Source organism: Glutamicibacter sp. B1, from assembly GCF_039602135.1.
In the GTDB taxonomy this organism is placed as follows: domain Bacteria; phylum Actinomycetota; class Actinomycetes; order Actinomycetales; family Micrococcaceae; genus Glutamicibacter; species Glutamicibacter ectropisis.
Genome location: NZ_CP125942.1, coordinates 1,363,286 through 1,379,765 on the forward strand (window position 1 = coordinate 1,363,286; position 16,480 = coordinate 1,379,765).

Annotated in this window: 12 protein-coding genes; 4 read left to right on the forward strand and 8 right to left on the reverse strand. The window is 53.1% G+C overall.

Annotation, left to right across the window (positions count from 1 at the left end):
• Positions 1-61 precede the first annotated feature (61 nt).
• The 3 genes from QMQ05_RS06395 to QMQ05_RS06405 are packed head-to-tail and all read right to left on the reverse strand — an operon-like array spanning position 62 to position 4,202.
• Complete coding sequence (locus QMQ05_RS06395; RefSeq protein ID WP_334122827.1) at positions 62-1,570, reverse strand: carboxyl transferase domain-containing protein; 1,509 nt, start codon at positions 1,568-1,570, stop codon at positions 62-64.
• Positions 1,570-2,796: a CaiB/BaiF CoA transferase family protein gene (locus QMQ05_RS06400; protein WP_334122828.1), complete on the reverse strand. Its 1,227-nt coding sequence runs from the start codon at positions 2,794-2,796 to the stop codon at positions 1,570-1,572. The genes QMQ05_RS06395 and QMQ05_RS06400 overlap by 1 nt, the downstream gene beginning before the upstream one ends.
• Before the next feature lie 44 nt (positions 2,797-2,840).
• On the reverse strand, positions 2,841-4,202 hold the full coding sequence (locus QMQ05_RS06405; RefSeq protein WP_334122829.1) for an SLC13 family permease: 1,362 nt from the start codon (positions 4,200-4,202) through the stop codon (positions 2,841-2,843).
• Positions 4,203-4,420: 218 nt separating this feature from the next.
• Between QMQ05_RS06405 and QMQ05_RS06410 the strand changes: the two genes are divergently transcribed.
• On the forward strand, positions 4,421-5,065 hold the full coding sequence (locus tag QMQ05_RS06410; RefSeq protein WP_345474659.1) for a FadR/GntR family transcriptional regulator: 645 nt from the start codon (positions 4,421-4,423) through the stop codon (positions 5,063-5,065).
• Positions 5,066-5,087: 22 nt separating this feature from the next.
• Here the strand turns inward: QMQ05_RS06410 and QMQ05_RS06415 are convergent, their stop codons facing one another.
• From QMQ05_RS06415 to QMQ05_RS06435, 5 genes are all read right to left on the reverse strand, one after another.
• Entirely contained in the window at positions 5,088-5,768 is a 681-nt protein-coding gene (locus tag QMQ05_RS06415) for a phosphoribosyltransferase (RefSeq protein WP_345473951.1), read from the reverse strand.
• Between the two features lie 145 nt (positions 5,769-5,913).
• Entirely contained in the window at positions 5,914-7,023 is a 1,110-nt protein-coding gene (hpaD, locus tag QMQ05_RS06420) for a 3,4-dihydroxyphenylacetate 2,3-dioxygenase (protein WP_334122831.1), read from the reverse strand.
• Positions 7,024-7,074: 51 nt separating this feature from the next.
• On the reverse strand, positions 7,075-8,571 hold the full coding sequence (hpaE, locus tag QMQ05_RS06425) for a 5-carboxymethyl-2-hydroxymuconate semialdehyde dehydrogenase (protein ID WP_345473954.1): 1,497 nt from the start codon (positions 8,569-8,571) through the stop codon (positions 7,075-7,077).
• A 77-nt stretch (positions 8,572-8,648) separates the two neighbouring features.
• Complete coding sequence (locus QMQ05_RS06430; RefSeq protein WP_345473956.1) at positions 8,649-9,320, reverse strand: GntR family transcriptional regulator; 672 nt, start codon at positions 9,318-9,320, stop codon at positions 8,649-8,651.
• Positions 9,308-10,834, reverse strand: a complete 1,527-nt coding sequence (locus QMQ05_RS06435; RefSeq protein WP_345473958.1) for a fumarylacetoacetate hydrolase family protein — start codon at positions 10,832-10,834, stop codon at positions 9,308-9,310. Before QMQ05_RS06435 ends, QMQ05_RS06430 begins: the two co-directional genes overlap by 13 nt.
• A gap of 219 nt (positions 10,835-11,053) precedes the next feature.
• Between QMQ05_RS06435 and QMQ05_RS06440 the strand changes: the two genes are divergently transcribed.
• From QMQ05_RS06440 to QMQ05_RS06450, 3 genes are all read left to right on the forward strand, one after another.
• Positions 11,054-12,682, forward strand: coding sequence for an AAA family ATPase (locus QMQ05_RS06440; protein WP_345473960.1), 1,629 nt, complete (start codon positions 11,054-11,056; stop codon positions 12,680-12,682).
• A 5-nt stretch (positions 12,683-12,687) separates the two neighbouring features.
• A complete protein-coding gene (locus QMQ05_RS06445) occupies positions 12,688-13,584 on the forward strand; it encodes an HNH endonuclease signature motif containing protein (RefSeq protein ID WP_345473961.1) in 897 nt (298 codons plus the stop codon).
• A 1,231-nt stretch (positions 13,585-14,815) separates the two neighbouring features.
• Positions 14,816-16,264 carry an IS481 family transposase gene (locus QMQ05_RS06450; RefSeq protein ID WP_345474661.1) on the forward strand — a complete coding sequence of 483 codons (1,449 nt, stop codon included), beginning with the start codon at positions 14,816-14,818 and terminating at the stop codon, positions 16,262-16,264.
• Positions 16,265-16,480: the final 216 nt, after the last annotated feature.

Here is a 16,480-nt window from a genome sequence, read left to right on the forward strand (position 1 = left end):
TACAAACACACTGGGGAGGTGAGAACCCATAGGATCTTCACCTCCCCACCGTTCAAGCGACCTATTCGGTAGCGTCGCCCAGTCTCTGGAACTTTAACTGTCGTCGAGCCAGCCGATGAGCATCGGGGATGGCGCGGGCCAAGGAGATCTCTGCTGCGATGGCTGCGCCGAGTTCTTGGCAGAACTCGCGCGGGCGCACGGCCGCATCAATCTGTTCCGCCACCACATGATCAACCAGACCAAAACCGCACAGATCCGGCACACCGATCTTTTGCTGACGGGCCATTTCGGCTGCTCTGTCTGTGGTTCGGTGGATGATAGCGCTGGCGCCTTCTGGTGGCAGTGGCGATAGCCATGAATTCTCTGCAGCCAGTGTTCGGTCAGCAGGAAGGAGCGCTAAAGCGGCGCCACCGGTACCTTGACCTAATAACACTGAGACGGACGGAGAACGCAGCCCAATTAGTTCGCTCAGCGAGCGTGCAATTTCTCCAGCCAACCCACCTTCTTCCGACTGCACCGAGAGCTCGGCCCCGGTGGTGTCGATGATGGTGACCAATGGCAGGTTGAGTTCTTGGGCTAACTGCATGCCACGCCGGGCTTCGCGTAATGACGCTGGTCCTAGGCTGGCCGTTTCGGGATGTCGTGGACGTTGTTGCCCGATCACCACACAGGGCTGGTCGCCAAAGCGTGTTAATGCAAGCATCAGGCCTGGATCTTTTTCGCCCTGTCCTGTTCCGTTAAGTGGTAGAGCTTCTTCGGCTGAGGCCAAAAGCATTCGAGTATCTGGCCGACGTGGGTTTCGGCTTCGCTGCACCGATTCCCATACGTCTTTGGAATCGCGGACATAAGGACGCCCTACCGGTGCAGGCACGATGCCTTCGGTGGAATTTGGTTGCAAGATCGACAGTGCCCGGTCAATCAGGCTCGGTAATTCCTGTGCAGGAACAACTGCGTCTATCAGTCCCTTGCGGAATAGATTCTCAGAAGTCTGAACTCCATCCGGGAACTTTTGATCATAGAGGGCTTCATAAACTCGGGGTCCGAGGAAACCCAAGAGTGCTCCGGGCTCAGCCACCGTGATATGCCCCAAAGATCCCCAGGAAGCCATCACTCCGCCGGTGGTTGGGTGACGCAGGTAAACCAGGTAAGGAAGTGCTGCTTCCTTGTGTCGACGTACCGCATCAGTGATTGACACCATGCCCAAGAAGGCGAGGGTTCCTTCTTGCATGCGGGTGCCACCGGATGCAGGTCCAGCAAGCAAGGGTAGTTTTTCTGCTGTCGCTCTCTGGATGGCTGCCACGATACGTTGCGCCGCGGCCTGTCCAATGGAGCCAGCCAAAAAATTGAACTCCGAGACAATGACGGCAACTTCCCGCCCGCGGATCCGGCCTTTGCCGGTAATGACTGCTTCGTCGGTATTACTTTTACTGGAGGCAGATTGCAGAGCTGCAGCGTAGTCCGCGCTGAGCAAGGGTTGTTTCGGGGAGTTATCCCATGATTCAAACGAGTCTGGGTCTAAGACGATGTCTAGTAGCGTTGCTGAGTCAATGCGTAAGGTTTTGGTGCTCATCAGTTGTTCTCCCTTCTTGAAATCAGCCACTGTTCAATGTCTTGTGCATTGGAGTTAAGTACCGGTGGCGCAGTGTGCACTGTGCGTGTCGTTTCATTATTGGTGGCCGGGTCGAAGAAACGTAGCGGTGGTCCTGGAAGGCTAATTTTTCCTAGGACTTCATGCTCTACCTCAACGATCAGCCCCTGAGATTTCACTTGATCCCATCCGTAGACTTCCTCGATGGTGCGGACCTTGCCCGAAGGGATTCCTTCCGCATCAAGGGCATTGAGCAAATCTGAAGCGTTATAGCCGGAAAAGGCTTTTTCGATGAGCTCGTTGAGTGCCGGTCGGTTCTCTACGCGAACAGAATTATTGGTAAAACGCGGATCATCTGCGGGGAGGCCAAAAGCGTTGGCGAAATTTTGCCATAATTTTTCACTGCCAATGCTGATCTGTACTTTTGAATCCTTGCAACCGTACAGTCCGTAAGGAGCAATGGACGGGTGATGGTTGCCGATGGCTCTTGGGCTTTCTCCGGCTACGGTGGTGCGGGTTCCCTGGAATGCGTGGACACCGATGATGGATGCTAGAAGGGATGTGCGTACTACCTGTCCTCGTCCGGTCTTTTCCCGATCTAGAAGTGCTGCCAGTGCGCCGTAGGCTCCGTACATTCCTGAGAGTAGATCTGCGATAGGTACGCCGACCTTTTGTGGATCGTCGGGGCCTGAACCGGTAATTGACATCAGGCCGGCTTCACCTTGCAAGATTTGGTCATAGCCACTGCGATGAGCTTCCGGTCCATCATGTCCAAAGCCTGTGATGGACAGGATGATCAAACGAGGGTTGAGCTTGTGCAAGGTTTGAACACTGAACCCTAACCGGTCTAGGACCCCGGCGCGGAAGTTTTCCATGAGCACGTCACTGTTCTTGATGAGCTCTTCTAACTTGGCCTTGTGCTCTTGGTCTTTCAGATTCAGCGATAGTGAGAGTTTGTTGCGGTTGCAGGAAAGGAAGTAGGTGGCCTGTCGGTTCTCGGCGGGGCCAACAAAAGGTGGGCCCCAGCCGCGGGTGTCATCCCCGGTCCCTACAGTTTCAATTTTGATGACCTTGGCACCGAGGTCTCCCATCATCATCCCTGCATGCGGGCCAGCGAGAGCCCGGGTGAGGTCAAGGACAACGTATCCGCTAAGCGGCCCGGTGGTGATGCCTGACTGTGTTGTGCTTTCGGCAATTGTGGAGCTCAATGTGTCCTCCTCGAAATTTTCAGTTCAGTTATGGAACAGGTGGTCTAAAGCCAGCCCGGAAGCACTAGCAGTGCCCAAGCCAGCAGCGGCCCGACGAGTACGACGATGCCGCCGTAGCCCAGAACTTGCTTGTAGAAGCGATCCTTGTCTGTGCCTTCGGGAGCGTTGGCGAGAACGAGTGCACCGTTGGTGGAGAAAGGCGAAACGTCCACGACGGTTGAAGCGATGGCGAGGGCACAAATCAGACCGGTTGCGCTGATTGACCCGGTGCTCAGGAATGGGATGGCCAGTGGAATCAAAGCTGCCAAGATGGCGGTGGATGAGGCGAATGCGGAGACCACGGCACCGATGTAGCAGATCAACAATCCGGCCAGTAGCGGAGCTCCAAGATTGGCCACGCCGTTGGATACGTACTCGATGGTTCCGGCTTCTTCTAGGACACCGACGAAGGTGAGCATTCCACAGATCAACAAGACGGTGGACCAGCTGATCTTGTTTACTGCTCCCTTTTGCGCAGCTGGGTTGACCAGTGCCAGGAATACGGCGATGGTGATCGAAACGAATCCAACATCAACCTTGAAGCCCAATGCGATGACGGCAAGTGCTACCAGACCGATCATGGTCATGATCTGGCCAAATCGCTGACCTGGAGCCTTCGGAGCTGCACCGTCTCCGGCGGGGTCGCGTGGTCCGTAGGTTCCAGATCCACTGCCCTTGAAATCGACATCTGCGGCACGGGCACCTGCGGACACCTTCAATCGCGCTTCGGCAACACGTTCTGCGATGGCTCCGGCACGCTGGCCAGCGAGTTGACGTCCACCAAGTACTACGAACAAGACAACAGCGATGACCAGGTTGAAGACGAAGCTGGTCAGGAACAACGCGGTGGGGCTGAAAGCGAATCCGGCTTTTTCAATCAGACCGTTGACGATGACGCCGTACACCGCGATGGGGGAGAAGCCGCCGGCTTGCGCGCCGTGAACGATGAGCATACCCATCATCAAGGGATTGATCTTGTAACGCTGTGCGAAATTCAGTCCGATGGGTGCGATGATCGCGACCGCAGCTGGGCCCAACGCACCAATAGCGGTGATGGCCGCGGTGATGGCGAACATGACCCACGGAATTAGCGAGATGCGACTATCAACTAATTTCACCGCTTTGTCGACGAGGATGTCGATGGTGCCGTTGTTTTGCGCGATGGCGAAGAGGTAGGTGACGCCTACCAGGGTGAGGAACAGTCCGCCAGGGAAGCTGGCGAGAATGTCCTCGGTATCCATACCGAGGAAGACTGCTCCTAGCAGGAAGGCACCGACAAAGGCGAGGGCACCCATATTGATGGGGAACATCGTGGCGATGATGAACATCACCGCCAGGATGAGGATGGAAACTAACGCGACAGACATGGGGGAATATCCTTTTCGTGATGGCCGCAAAGCGAGTTCTGATGATGTGACTAATGTCACTGGCTCACTGGCCTAGCCTCCTAGACTCCGAGTGTCTTGTCAAGAGAATTTTCAGTGTAAGTTTGATCTAGAACACATCTAAAGGAGTGAACGTGGCTGAAATCAACAAGCCCAAGGCCTTCGCTAAGGTGCAGCGCCCCCGGCTCTATGAACAGCTCATGCAACAGATCTTGGCTTTCGTAGAGCAAGAGCAGCTAGGACCCGGAGACCATCTGCCAGCCGAACGAGAATTAGCAGATCAGCTAGGGGTTTCTCGTGCCACGTTGGCCCAAGCGTTAGTGGCTCTTGAAGTCTTGGGAGTCATCGATGTTAAGCACGGCACCGGTGCTGTTCTGGTGTACCGCCCTAGCATCGCAACCGTCCTACGCGAACTGCACGAGCATAAAAACAGGTTGCCGGAAATTGTTGAGGCGCGAAGCACCCTAGAAGTGAAATTGGCATCGCTGGCTGCCGAGCGACGTACCGAAGATGACATCAAACGCATCAACGAGGCACTTGAAGTTATGGCACAAGAAATTGCGGATGGTGACAGGGGCGAAAAGGGCGACGAGCTTTTTCACGAAGCAATCACCGGCGCAGCCAAATCATCAGTTCTACAAAAGCTAATGACTTTCATATCTGAAATGGTGCTTGAAACGCGCCTAGAGTCGCTAGGTCAGCCAGGTCGTCCCGAGCGCTCTCTTGAATCCCACCGGAAAATCACCGAGGCAATTATTGCCGGTGATTCGCGGGCTGCTGCAACTGCGATGCAGGAGCATATTGAATTGGTTTCTGACGTTGCGTTGCTGAAGGACAATCAGTAACTGCCATGGGGATTTTCGGATTTTAGGACTTGGACCCCAAAAGCTTGAGGACATGGTCCTGATCAATCTGACTGAAATCTTTGTAGAACGCTCCAACAGCCGAAAATTGTCGTGGTGTGAGCAGCTCCGTGAGTCCTTGGACTTGGGGAGCTAGTTCAGTGAAAGCTTCGGCCGCAATGACTGGAGAAGCGACAATCACCGATTGTGGTTTCAGCTGGTCTACAAGTTCAAGGCAGGCCTTCATAGTTGCACCGGTGGCGATGCCATCGTCGCAGAGAATCACCGATTGTCCAGCTATCTCGGGTGTGTAGGCCTTGAATGCGTGGGCTAAGGCCAGCAAATCTGCGTGGGCCCCGTTTTCCACGGAGATCAATTCATCGTGCCCATAATATTGAAGTGCCCGGTGGTGAACCTCGGCATTAATGAAGCGCCCGCTGAGGGTGGAGTATTGGGCGATGGCGCCGAATGCCAGTTCAGGATTAGTCGGAACGCCGAGTTTGCGCACCGCTAATACGCCCAATCGTGCCCCCAATGCTTGGGCAACTTCGTAGGCGATGGGAACACCACCGCGTAATAAGCCGAGCACCGTGTACTGGCCTGCGGGCAAGGTGGTGGCGAGCTTCATTCCCAACGCGGCCCCGGCATGGCTACGGTCATCAAACTTGGCGCTGTTGTCACTGACCATAGCTCCAGTCTTGCCCATAGTCAGCCAAAAGAATAGCAAAGCCTGTAAATTACAGCGATACTTCCTGAGAACAGTGCGCGAACGGTAATAAATGCCAAAGAGCTCCCACATTCTGAACGGAATGATCCGTGCAGAACAGGGGAGCCCTTTTGAGTTTTATTGTTTAGACCTGGTTGCCCAGCTTGAAGCCCTTGGAAGCCTGGCCGTGGTAGGAGCCATCCTCGTCACCGGCACGGGTGTACGAGAAGCCGTCGGCGCCGATGGTCACTTCCAACTCGGAGTCATCGGTGCGCTCGACGATTTCCTGCACGTTGCCATCCAGATCCAAGACCATGGAAGCCTCGGTGTACCAGGAAGGTACAACCGGGTTGCCCCACCAGTCGCGGCGCTGGTTATCGTGTACGTTCCAGGTGATGGTCGGGTTATCCGGATCACCGGTGTAGTAATCCTGGGTGTAGATCTCGATGCGGTGATCATCTGGATCCAAGATGTACAGGTAGAACGCATTGGACACACCGTGGCGGCCTGGGCCGCGCTCGATACGATCCGAGATGCGCAGTGCACCCATCTTGTCGCAGATCTGGATGATGTTGTGCTTCTCATGGGTGGAGAATGCTACGTGGTGCAGGCGTGGACCGTTGCCACCGGTCAGGGCGGTGTCGTGCACGGTGCCCTTGCGGTGCATCCATGCTGCGTAGGTGGTGCCCTCGTCGTCCTGGATGTCCTCGGTGACGCGGAAGCCCAGGTCTTCTAGGTAGGCGCGGCCGCGAGGTACATTCGGGGTGACCTGGTTGAAGTGATCCAGACGGACCAGTTCGCCAGCCGAGTACAGGTCGTAGCGCATGTGCAGGCGCTCAACGTGGGTGGTCTCGAAGAAGAATTCGTAGGGGAAGCCGAGCGGATCTTCAACGCGTACGGCATCCCCGATGCCCTTGACGAAGCCGTCCTTGCGGCGTTCGGTGCGGCAGCCCAGTTCCTTGTAGTAGGCCTCTGCCTTATCCACGTCCTCGTTCGAGCGGACACGGAAGGCCATGGCTTTCAACGCAGCTACTGGACCCTTGGTCAGCACCAGGTTGTGGTGGATGAATTCTTCGAAGGAACGCAGGTAGATCTGGTTCTCATCTTCGTAGGAAACGTGCAGGCCCAAGACGTCAACGTAGAAGTTGCGCGAACGCTCCAGATCGGTGACGACCAGTTCGGCGTAGGCACAGCGCAGGATATCCGGCGCTGGAACCGAAGGGGTTGCAATCGGGTTTTCGATTTCTTTGCTCATGTTGTTGCTCCTTTGCGAACAAGAATTTTTGGTGGGGGAAGCTGGTGCTTCCTAGACGCCGAACTTAGGGGAGTGGGCTTCGTTCAGGGTGATCTGGATGGACTGCTGAGTCGTGTAGAAGTCCACCGAACGGTAGCCACCTTCGCGGCCCAGACCCGAGGCCTTCACGCCACCAAATGGGGTACGCAAGTCTCGGACGTTGTTCGAGTTCAGCCACACCATGCCCGAATCGATCTGGTGGGCGAAGTTATGCGCACGCTTGAGGTTGCTGGTCCAGACATAAGCGGCCAGACCGTACTTGGTGTTGTTGGCCAACTCCAAGGCTTCTTCATCGGTATCAAATGGGGTAATGGCAACAACTGGGCCGAAGATTTCGTCCTGGAAGATCTGTGCATCCGGGGCAACATCGGCGAAGACGGTCGGTGCAACATAGTTGCCCTCGTTTTCGAAGCCCTCGGCACGGCCACCGCCAGCAAGCAGTCGGCCTTCCTTCTTGCCGATTTCGATGTAGCTCATGACCTTTTCGAAGTGCTTGGGGTGCACCAGCGAGCCGACCTCGGTCTTTGGATCACTGGGCAGGCCAACGCGGATGTTCTTGGCACGCTGGGCAAACTTGGTCACAAAGTCATCGTAAATATCGCGCTGAACCAGCACACGCGAGCCGGCGGTGCAGCGCTCGCCGTTCAGTGAGAAGACACCGAAGACGGTGGCATCCAAGGCAGCATCCAGATCAGCATCGGCGAAGACGACAGCTGGGGACTTGCCGCCGAGTTCCAAGGACAGTCCCTTGAAGTATGGGGCTGCCGCGGTGGAGATAGTGGCACCGGTGGAGGAGTCGCCGGTGAAGGACACCAGTGGCACATCCGGGTGCTTGACCAGGTAGTCGCCGGCCACGCCACCCGAGCCGAAGATCAGGTTGAAAACGCCTTCTGGCAATCCAGCTTCACGGAAGATTTCTGGCCAGAGACCAGCCGAGAGTGGGGTGTAGCTGGCAGGCTTAAGCACTACGGAGTTACCGGTGGCGATGGCCGGAGCCAGCTTCCAGGATTCCTGCATGAACGGAACGTTCCATGGGGTGATCAGTGCAGCCACACCAATAGGCTTACGGTTCACGTAGTTCATCTGGCGTCCAGGGACGCGGAAGGAATTATCCACCTGAGCCACAATTAGGTCAGCGAAGAAACGGAAGTTCTCGGCTGCACGACGGGCCTGGCCCTTAGCCTGGGTGATCGGTAGGCCCGAGTCGTAGGATTCGAGCAACGACAGTTCCTCGTCGCGGGATTCAACGATGTCAGCGATCTTGTGCAAGACGCGGGAGCGCTCGCGTGGCAGCATCTTGGACCATGGGCCTTCCTTGAAAGCCTTCTTGGCCGCGGCCACTGCCAGATCAACGTCGGCTGGCTGCGCCGATGCAGCGGTAGCGTAGTTGGTGTTGGTCACTGGTTCTTGTACATCAAAGGTTTGACCGCCGATGGAGTCAACGAATTCACCATTGATGTAGTGCTGCAGATGAGTTGGCAGGTTCTCTGGTACGAAGTGCTTGCTCATGGCAATTCCTTTCGTGCTATTTCAGCGTTGTGTATTCCGGCGTGATTGCCGGGCTGTCGTGAAAATTTGTGGGTTATTTAGATGGCGCTGGGTTCCATACCAGCAGCTTTCAGGTAGCTGTTCAGTGTGTGGGCGCGGTGTTCGCGGCAGGCAGCTTCGATCTGTGCCGGGGTGGCGTGATCGGCAATCAAGTCCAAGAGCGCGTCATGTTCCTTGACGGATTCACGGGCGCGGTAGGGGATATGCGTGAAGCTGCTGGCGCGCATGGCGGCCAGTCGGCGCCAACCGCGTTGCACTAGATCCAGAATGTGCGGGTTAGGGCACTGACCGTAGAGCAACTGGTGGAATTCGGTATTCATCCGGGTGAAGGCCACCGGGTCGAAATCCTCCAAGCACTGGCGCATCTTTTCATTCACCTCCCGCGCCTTGGCCAGCCAGGCCGCATCCATGGAATCGGCGGCCAGTGCGGTAGCTGCCGGTTCGATGATCATCAGCGTCTGCATGGTGTGCAGGTACAAGGTCGAATCCACATGGGCCACCGTCGCCCCGACATTGCGGGTGAAGTGGACCAGGCCTTCGGCTTCGAGCCGGCGGATCGCTTCGCGGACCGGGACCACCGAGCAACCGAGTTCATCGGCGATGGTGCCTAGGACCAGGCGGTATCCCGGTGAGTAGGCGCCATTGGTGATGCGTTCGGAGACCAGCTGGTAGGCGGCTTCGGATTTTGAGGTGGTGGTTACAGTGCCCATGAGTCCAACTCCGGGCTGCCGGCGTCTTTCCACGCGGTGTATTTGGCTTTCCACTCGGCGTTCATCGGGAACAGGCCTTCGATACCGTAGCCGCGCTTGACCATGGCGAAGATGAATTCGTCGTTGGACTCGGTGACCATGGCTTCGGCAGCCACCTCTTCGACTAGGGCTGGTGGGATGACCACGATGCCATCAGAGTCGGCGACGATCACATCTCCTGGTTGGACCGAGACGCCACCGCAGGCCACGGTGATGTCCTTGTCCCAGGCCACGTGCTTGCGGCCCAAGACTGCTGGGTGGGCACCGTTGTAGAAGACCGGGATGTCCAAATTGCTCACGGCGTCGAGGTCGCGTACCCCACCATCGGAGATGATGCCGGCTGCGCCCAGCTGCTGGGAGCGCAGTGCCAAGATGTCGCCTAGCGTGGCCGAACCGGTTTCTCCGCGGGCTTCCATCACCAGGATTTCGCCACTGTTCAATGAGTCAATGGACTGCTTCTGGGTGTTGTATCCGCCGCCGTGTGCCTTGAAGAGGTCTTCGCGGTTCGGGATGTAGCGCAGGGTGCGGGCGGTACCGATGACGCGCTGCATACCCTTGGTGGCGCCAGGAACTTCGATGTTGACGTTGTTCAACCCGCGCTTGCGCAAGGTGGCCGACAGGGTCGCGGTGGCCACCGAGGCGAGCTGTTCGCGGACCGCGTCGGTGAGTACTTCCTTGCCGGTGATTACCGGTGGTAGGCCGGCGGTAGCGCGGTCGCCGTAGGCATCTTCCTTATCCTTCTCGGTGACCTTGGGCTGGTTGCCGAAGGAAGCGAAGGTGGCGGTGCCCTCGGTGGCGGTGGTCTTCAGCTTGCCCGTGGAGGTGCCGGTGATCAGATCGGTGACTTCAACTTCCACCGCATCGCCTGGGAAGAAGACGGTGGAGCCGGCAGGGGTGCCGGTGAGGATGATGTCCCCGGGCTGCAGGGTCATCTGCTGGGAGAGATCAGCGATGATCTGCGCGAAGGAGAAGAGCAGTTCAGAGGTGGTGGCGTCCTGAGCGATTTGCCCGTTGACCCAGGTCTGCACCCGCAGTTTGGCGGGATCCAGTTCTGCTGCCGGGAGCGCGTTCGGGCCCAGTGGGGTGTAGCCGTCGCCCGACTTGGAGCGGATGTTTGATCCCTTGTCGGCGTACTTCATGTCGTGGACACCCAGATCATTGGATGCGGTGACCGAACCAACGTGGCTCCAGGCTTCTTCTACCGAAACGCGGCGGGCGGTGGTGCCGATGATCAGTGCGATCTCACCTTCGAAGGCGAGCAGTTCGGTTCCGGCCGGACGTTCAACGGTGCCGTTGGTGGCGGCCAGGGAGCTGGAGGCCTTCATGAAGTAACTGGGGAACTTTGGGGTGCGTCCGCGCTGTGCTGCGCGGGAGGAGTAGCTCAGGTGTACAGCGAGAACTTTGCCTGCCTGGGCGAAGGTCTCTTGGGTTACTGGGAGAGTAGTGCTCACCGTTGATCGTCCTACTTTCGTCATGCATCATGTCGTACATCAAATCGTATATGATCAGTGTGCGCCGAATCTCATCCACTGTCAAGCGTGATTTCAAGTAGCCTGCGAGTTTGGAATTCTTTTCCATGTAGATGCGCGAGCAGGACTATCCGCCGATCCAGTACAAATTTAAAAGTTGGAATGTTGATAATTATCTAGTACTTTACTTAATAGCACTAGAAAGACATCAATTTTGGAGAATTCATGGAAAGCATGTTCAGGTTGCTTAGAAAAGAGTCCGAAGCTAAAGCAGAAGGCTTTTATTTATTCAAGCGAAGCTGGAATGACTACTGGGATTATGAAACTACTTATTTGTTAGTGTTTTTTGATGAGAAGCTAACGCGTAAGGACATTGGCGAGGTGAAGATTGGAAGTTCTCATTTTGAGTACTCCAAGGAAACTCCTTCAGCTCCAATTCCGAAAAAGTTCACTCTTTTGGGATCGGAATATTTTTCATTAGGGCAGTCAACAGAGTATTATCATAACTTACGCAGTCTAGGAAATGAAATTGCTACCGCGGCATTTATTGCATTAAGAGATATCTCATATGACCTGAATATATATAAAAATGTATCAGGAAGTCAAGTAGCAAGTATTTCCCTTTTAAGATTCATTAAACCCGCTACTGTTAAAGGGCAATTTAATAGGTTGGCTCGCGGCGGATCGCGACTCGAGAACTTCAACTTTGAGTACGTTTTCCCTGAGTCAGAAGAATTTTCATTTGTTCCTAAGACGATCGACTTTAACGTAAATATTTCCTCGGTTATCCCTTCAAACGTTCAAGTTTTAATTGGAAGAAATGGAGTCGGAAAATCTACGTTACTCGATGCTATGGCTCGTACTTTCGTCCTTTCCAAAGATGGTAATGAAGAAATTAAGTCCAAGTACGGATTTTTTCGGGGTAACTCCGCGTCTGAGGATCTTCCATTTGCCAACCTAGTTTCGGTGTCATTTAGTGCCTTTGATTCTTTCACTCCAATCGCAGAGCAGAAGAATCAGGTTGATAATCACGGATATACGTACATTGGGCTTAAAGTTAAAAAGAAGAGTTTAAGTCTATTTAAAGAAGAATACGACAACGAAGAATTACTTGAACAAACATATTTCAAATCACCTCAAGAATTGAGAGATGAGTTTTCGGAAGTGGTACGTAACTGTCTTCTACCTTCAAATATTAATCGATGGAAACAAGCAATCGACTTATTAGAATCCGATCCTGTGTTTACGAGAACTGGAATAAGTCAGCATATTTCTTCCTTACTTGATGAGTACGTCGACTTGCGTTCAAGCCAAGAGAATCTTGCCGTGGTGGTGAATAGTCATGCTGCAGATCTCTCAGAATTATTTACCAAGAGGTTAAGTTCAGGCCACAAGATTGTCTTACTTACAATCTCGCACCTCGTGCTATCTGTGACTGAAAAGACCTTGGTTCTTATCGATGAACCTGAGGCACATCTTCATCCTCCACTGTTGTCAGCGTTTATGCACGCATTGTCAAATTTGATGGCTGACAGGAATGGTGTTGCGCTGTTAGCTACACATTCGCCTGTGGTACTTCAAGAAGTGCCCAAAGAATGTACTTGGATTCTGAACAGAATTGGGACTTCATCGAAGCTTGGACGACCTTCGCTTGAAACTTTTGGTGAAAATGTGGGCATCTTGACAAGCGAGGTATTTGGACTCGAAGTATCCTCAACCGGATTCCACAGACGACTTCGTGATCTTGCTCTTAAATTTGATAATTACGAGGACGCAGTCCGAGAAGTTCATGGACAATTAGGCGAAGAGGCGAAACTTATTCTCGATTCGCTTATTTGGTTAAAAAAGGCATAAAAATAATGTGGAGAACTCATCATACCCCCGATGAATTTTGTCCTCGGGAATATTCTCGGGATCAGTTTGCATATTCTGTATGGGAAAAGTGCTTAGATACAGTCAGGGACAACGACGATCCTAATTCGAATTGGTCCGTTCGTAAATCAGCATTGACTGCTTCACTCAATCTCGTTTCGTCTGCTCATGAAAAATTCTATACTTCGGCGCGAACGGATGCTCTTTGGGAGTTGGACGAGGCTAAATTTCAGAATGGCGAAAAATCGAAAGAGTATTCTGGCTGGTTGTACACCGAAAAGCTTAAAGGATACAAGGTTGTTGATAAATTACGAGAACGCATTTTATCGACCAGCATGGATGACCTATGTCCATACTGTAATCACAGAACCGTGTACGATCTGGATCATTTTCTCCCAAAAGAGAAGTTTCACCTCATAGCCGTAAATCCCTGGAACCTTGTTCCAAGCTGCAAAGAATGCAATTCGCTTAAGTCTTCATTTTCACCAAAATTTTCAGAAGAGCAATTCTATCACCCCTATTTTTCATCGACCGAGAATTTAAATTGGCTTAAGGCTAAAGTAATCGAAAGTGATAAACCGGTAATTAACTTTTATGTATCTGATGATTTTGCAGAATATGGTAGGGTGAAACGAATATTCGAGAAGTTGCAACTTAATAGACTTTATAAAGCGCAAACAGCTCGTGAGCTTCTGGTGTTTTCTAAGTCTTTCGCGAGGCTGAAACATATGCCAGAACGCATTCTTAGGCACCGTGTTAGGGAGAATCTCATCGCGAGGGGTGCAGAAAGGAGTCTGTTACCGAATGATTGGAAACGTGCCATGTTTATTGCTATGGCCGAATCTGATTGGTATTGCGACATTGGGTTTAAATCGTCGTGGTAGACTTCCGTTGACTAGCCTGTAGAAATTGCCGTCTTCTAATGAAGTCTTGGATTTTGGGTTGAGAAAGATAGCTTATTGCCTTAGTATTCCCCGTGTTTGGGTATGCATATTCGCAGTGGATAGGTGCCAATTATCTATGGAAACTGATGTCTAGATTGAATGTATTAGTTGAGCAGAACCAACGGGCGGCGTGAAGACAACGACGGTAAATCTTATTATATGTGAGTTGTTAGTCATTTCGAATACGAAGATACCTGCTTCCACGACCGATGCAGGACAAAACACCAGCTTGGAACTATGGACAACTGTCAATATTCAGGGCAATTTATTTATAGTCTTTTCTAGTGCTGAATAGAGTTAGTTGGTACCGCACTCCGGCTAGATGGTGTGAAATCGCATGGGTTCGTAGGCGTCGAAAATTAAGTCCTTATGGACAACCGATCTGTTCATTTCGTTTTCGGTTACCAACTGCCACCCAAGAGGAGCGGCTGGTAACCGAATACCAACTAGCTGTATTCATCATCCGCTAGCATCTGCGGGCTTGCATGAAGCCGTCCCGTAGTGAGTATGAGTGAATATTCAATGAAAATTACTTGAATATTTGAACTACAAATGAATCGCTGGACAAATTGGAGCTTAAACTGGCAATAAAAAGTGGATGACATGGATTGTCTGAATTGTGAGCAGAATAACCCTTGAAGGTACTGCCATTCTTGCAACGTGAAACCACTGTTCTTCTAACCGGGTATTGTTCGCCACTGTCGCTGCTTCAAGGCGGATTCTTCAACCAACTTTCGGCCTCAAATCTGTCAACGGGAACTTCACTTGACCGAGAAAGAAGAAGGCTGCGGCACACCCGGTTTATTTGTCAGCGCGGCAGCTCGTCGCCATTCCGAAAGCGCCGCGGAGATGCTACCCACGTATCAATCGGAGGATGACCTGATGATTCCTTGGGCCCAGGTTGTACGGGCATGAGGATTCACCGTCCTTCAGCAACGACGAAACCACCGCATTGCTGAATGCGGCTAGTGGGTACCCCTAGTCCGGACAGATGGTGTGAAATCTCGTTACTTCGTAGACACTGAAACTCACGGCTTCGTGGACATTGGATCTCAATACTTTGTATGTCCTGTCTCATCACATTGTGGACACACGAACTCATGACTTCGTGGACACCATGCCTCAACAGATCGTGGACAAAACAAGACTGCTTTCTGGCACTGTCGAAATCATGACAAGTGCCCTTCCGCCACGCGTGCGATCCATGATCATCAACTTCGACCCCACACAACCAGACGCCCTGAGCATCAGCGAATTCTGCAAGACTCAGAAAATTTCCCGAAGTATTTTCTATCGACTTCGGAACAGAGCCGTCAACGAATCTGCTGCGGCTCTGCACCCGCAATCCAGAGCGCCAAGGGAGCCAGCCAGGAAATACGGACCAGAAGTAATCAACGAGCTGGTGAAGATCCGTCAGAAACTCAAGAAGGATGGTTGGGATTACGGTCCCAAAACCATTCATTGCGAAGCGACGATTAACCAAGACACTTTCCCGGGCGGCAAGATTCCGTCAATTGCTACGATAGGCCGCTTACTGGCCGGCGTGGGTCACGTGGACCGCAACCCTCGCAAGCGGCCTAAATCTTCCTACGTTCCCTTCGCAAGGTCAACGGCCATGGCTCTGTGGCAACTTGATGCTTTCGAATACCGCACCGCCAAAAATCAGCTGGTCACCGTGTACCAGCTCATTGATGATGCCAGCAGATTCGATGTTGGCTCCCGAGCTTTCCAACGCCACGAGAATAGCCAGGATGCTCAAGAAGTACTTGCGCACGCCATCGCGGAGTACGGTGCACCACAAGAAGTACTCAGTGATAATTCCAAAGCGTTCAACCAGTTACGTAGCGGGACATTCGGTTCAGTAGAAATGTTTCTCGCATCCAAAGGAACCATGCCGATCACAGGGCTTCCGGGAAGGCCTACTACTCAGGGGAAGAACGAACGCTCGCACCGTACGTTGCAACGCTTCTTGACGGCGAATAAGCCACAGGATCTCGCTGATGTGCAGAGGCTACTGAAACGCTATCGAGAGCATTACAACAAACGCTGTCCACATCAATCCTTGAATCAAGCAACCCCACAGGCTGCCTGGGAACTGTTGGAGCATACACCGGCCACCGAACCGATTCACTTATCAGTGTTGGAAGCGAAAGCCGCCGAATACCTCAGTAAACGTCGCTTGGCTCAGCCTCTGGCAAGCTGGTTGGATGTGGTCGTGTCGAAGTCGGGTGAAATCATGCAAAGCACTCATGACGCCTCGGATCCCGTACCGCTGTTGGAATCTAATCAGATGCTTGTGGAAGTCACCAGAGAAAACCGGCGCACGTTCTATCAAGGGTTTCACATTTCGTTGCCGACATCGTTCGCTCGCCGTCAGTTCATCAGGACGATTACAGACACAGAATTCTTATTGTCGGACCCTGATACAAGCGAAATTGTCATGTCGTTCCCTTTACCGATGGTGGCGTTGAAAGTTGAGGGGAAGTTCGTTTCGTCGTATTCAATCAGGGGTATTCAGATGACCTTGACGACTCGTCAGTGGGAGAAGAAAGCCGAGCAGTATCGTACTGTCATTCAGGCTCGTGAGGAGCAATCGCCGACGTTCTTCGATCATCACTAGATTGTGCACGGTTACCAGCCGCTCAACGCGGTTGGTAACTGTGTACAAAGTATTGAGATCCAATGTCCACGAAGCCGTGAGTTTCAGTGTCTACGAAGTAACGAGATTTCACACCAACTAGCCGGACGTGCGGTACCAACTAACCCTATTCAGCAACCGCATTGCGTACGACGCCCGACGGTTAGATGGCCACGTGGTACGGTTTGTCCGATGCGA

What these genes read in the sequence shown, in the direction of transcription:
- QMQ05_RS06395 (WP_334122827.1), bottom strand. Translation starts at nt 1,570, where the DNA reads ATGAGCACCAAAACCTTACGCATTGACTCAGCAACGCTACTAGACATC.
- QMQ05_RS06405 (WP_334122829.1), bottom strand. Translation starts at nt 4,202, where the DNA reads ATGTCTGTCGCGTTAGTTTCCATCCTCATCCTGGCGGTGATGTTCATC.
- QMQ05_RS06410 (WP_345474659.1), top strand. Translation starts at nt 4,421, where the DNA reads ATGCAACAGATCTTGGCTTTCGTAGAGCAAGAGCAGCTAGGACCCGGA.
- QMQ05_RS06415 (WP_345473951.1), bottom strand. Translation starts at nt 5,768, where the DNA reads ATGGGCAAGACTGGAGCTATGGTCAGTGACAACAGCGCCAAGTTTGAT.
- hpaD (WP_334122831.1), bottom strand. Translation starts at nt 7,023, where the DNA reads ATGAGCAAAGAAATCGAAAACCCGATTGCAACCCCTTCGGTTCCAGCG.
- hpaE (WP_345473954.1), bottom strand. Translation starts at nt 8,571, where the DNA reads ATGAGCAAGCACTTCGTACCAGAGAACCTGCCAACTCATCTGCAGCAC.
- QMQ05_RS06430 (WP_345473956.1), bottom strand. Translation starts at nt 9,320, where the DNA reads ATGGGCACTGTAACCACCACCTCAAAATCCGAAGCCGCCTACCAGCTG.
- QMQ05_RS06435 (WP_345473958.1), bottom strand. Translation starts at nt 10,834, where the DNA reads ATGACGAAAGTAGGACGATCAACGGTGAGCACTACTCTCCCAGTAACC.
- QMQ05_RS06440 (WP_345473960.1), top strand. Translation starts at nt 11,054, where the DNA reads ATGGAAAGCATGTTCAGGTTGCTTAGAAAAGAGTCCGAAGCTAAAGCA.
- QMQ05_RS06445 (WP_345473961.1), top strand. Translation starts at nt 12,688, where the DNA reads ATGTGGAGAACTCATCATACCCCCGATGAATTTTGTCCTCGGGAATAT.
- QMQ05_RS06450 (WP_345474661.1), top strand. Translation starts at nt 14,816, where the DNA reads ATGACAAGTGCCCTTCCGCCACGCGTGCGATCCATGATCATCAACTTC.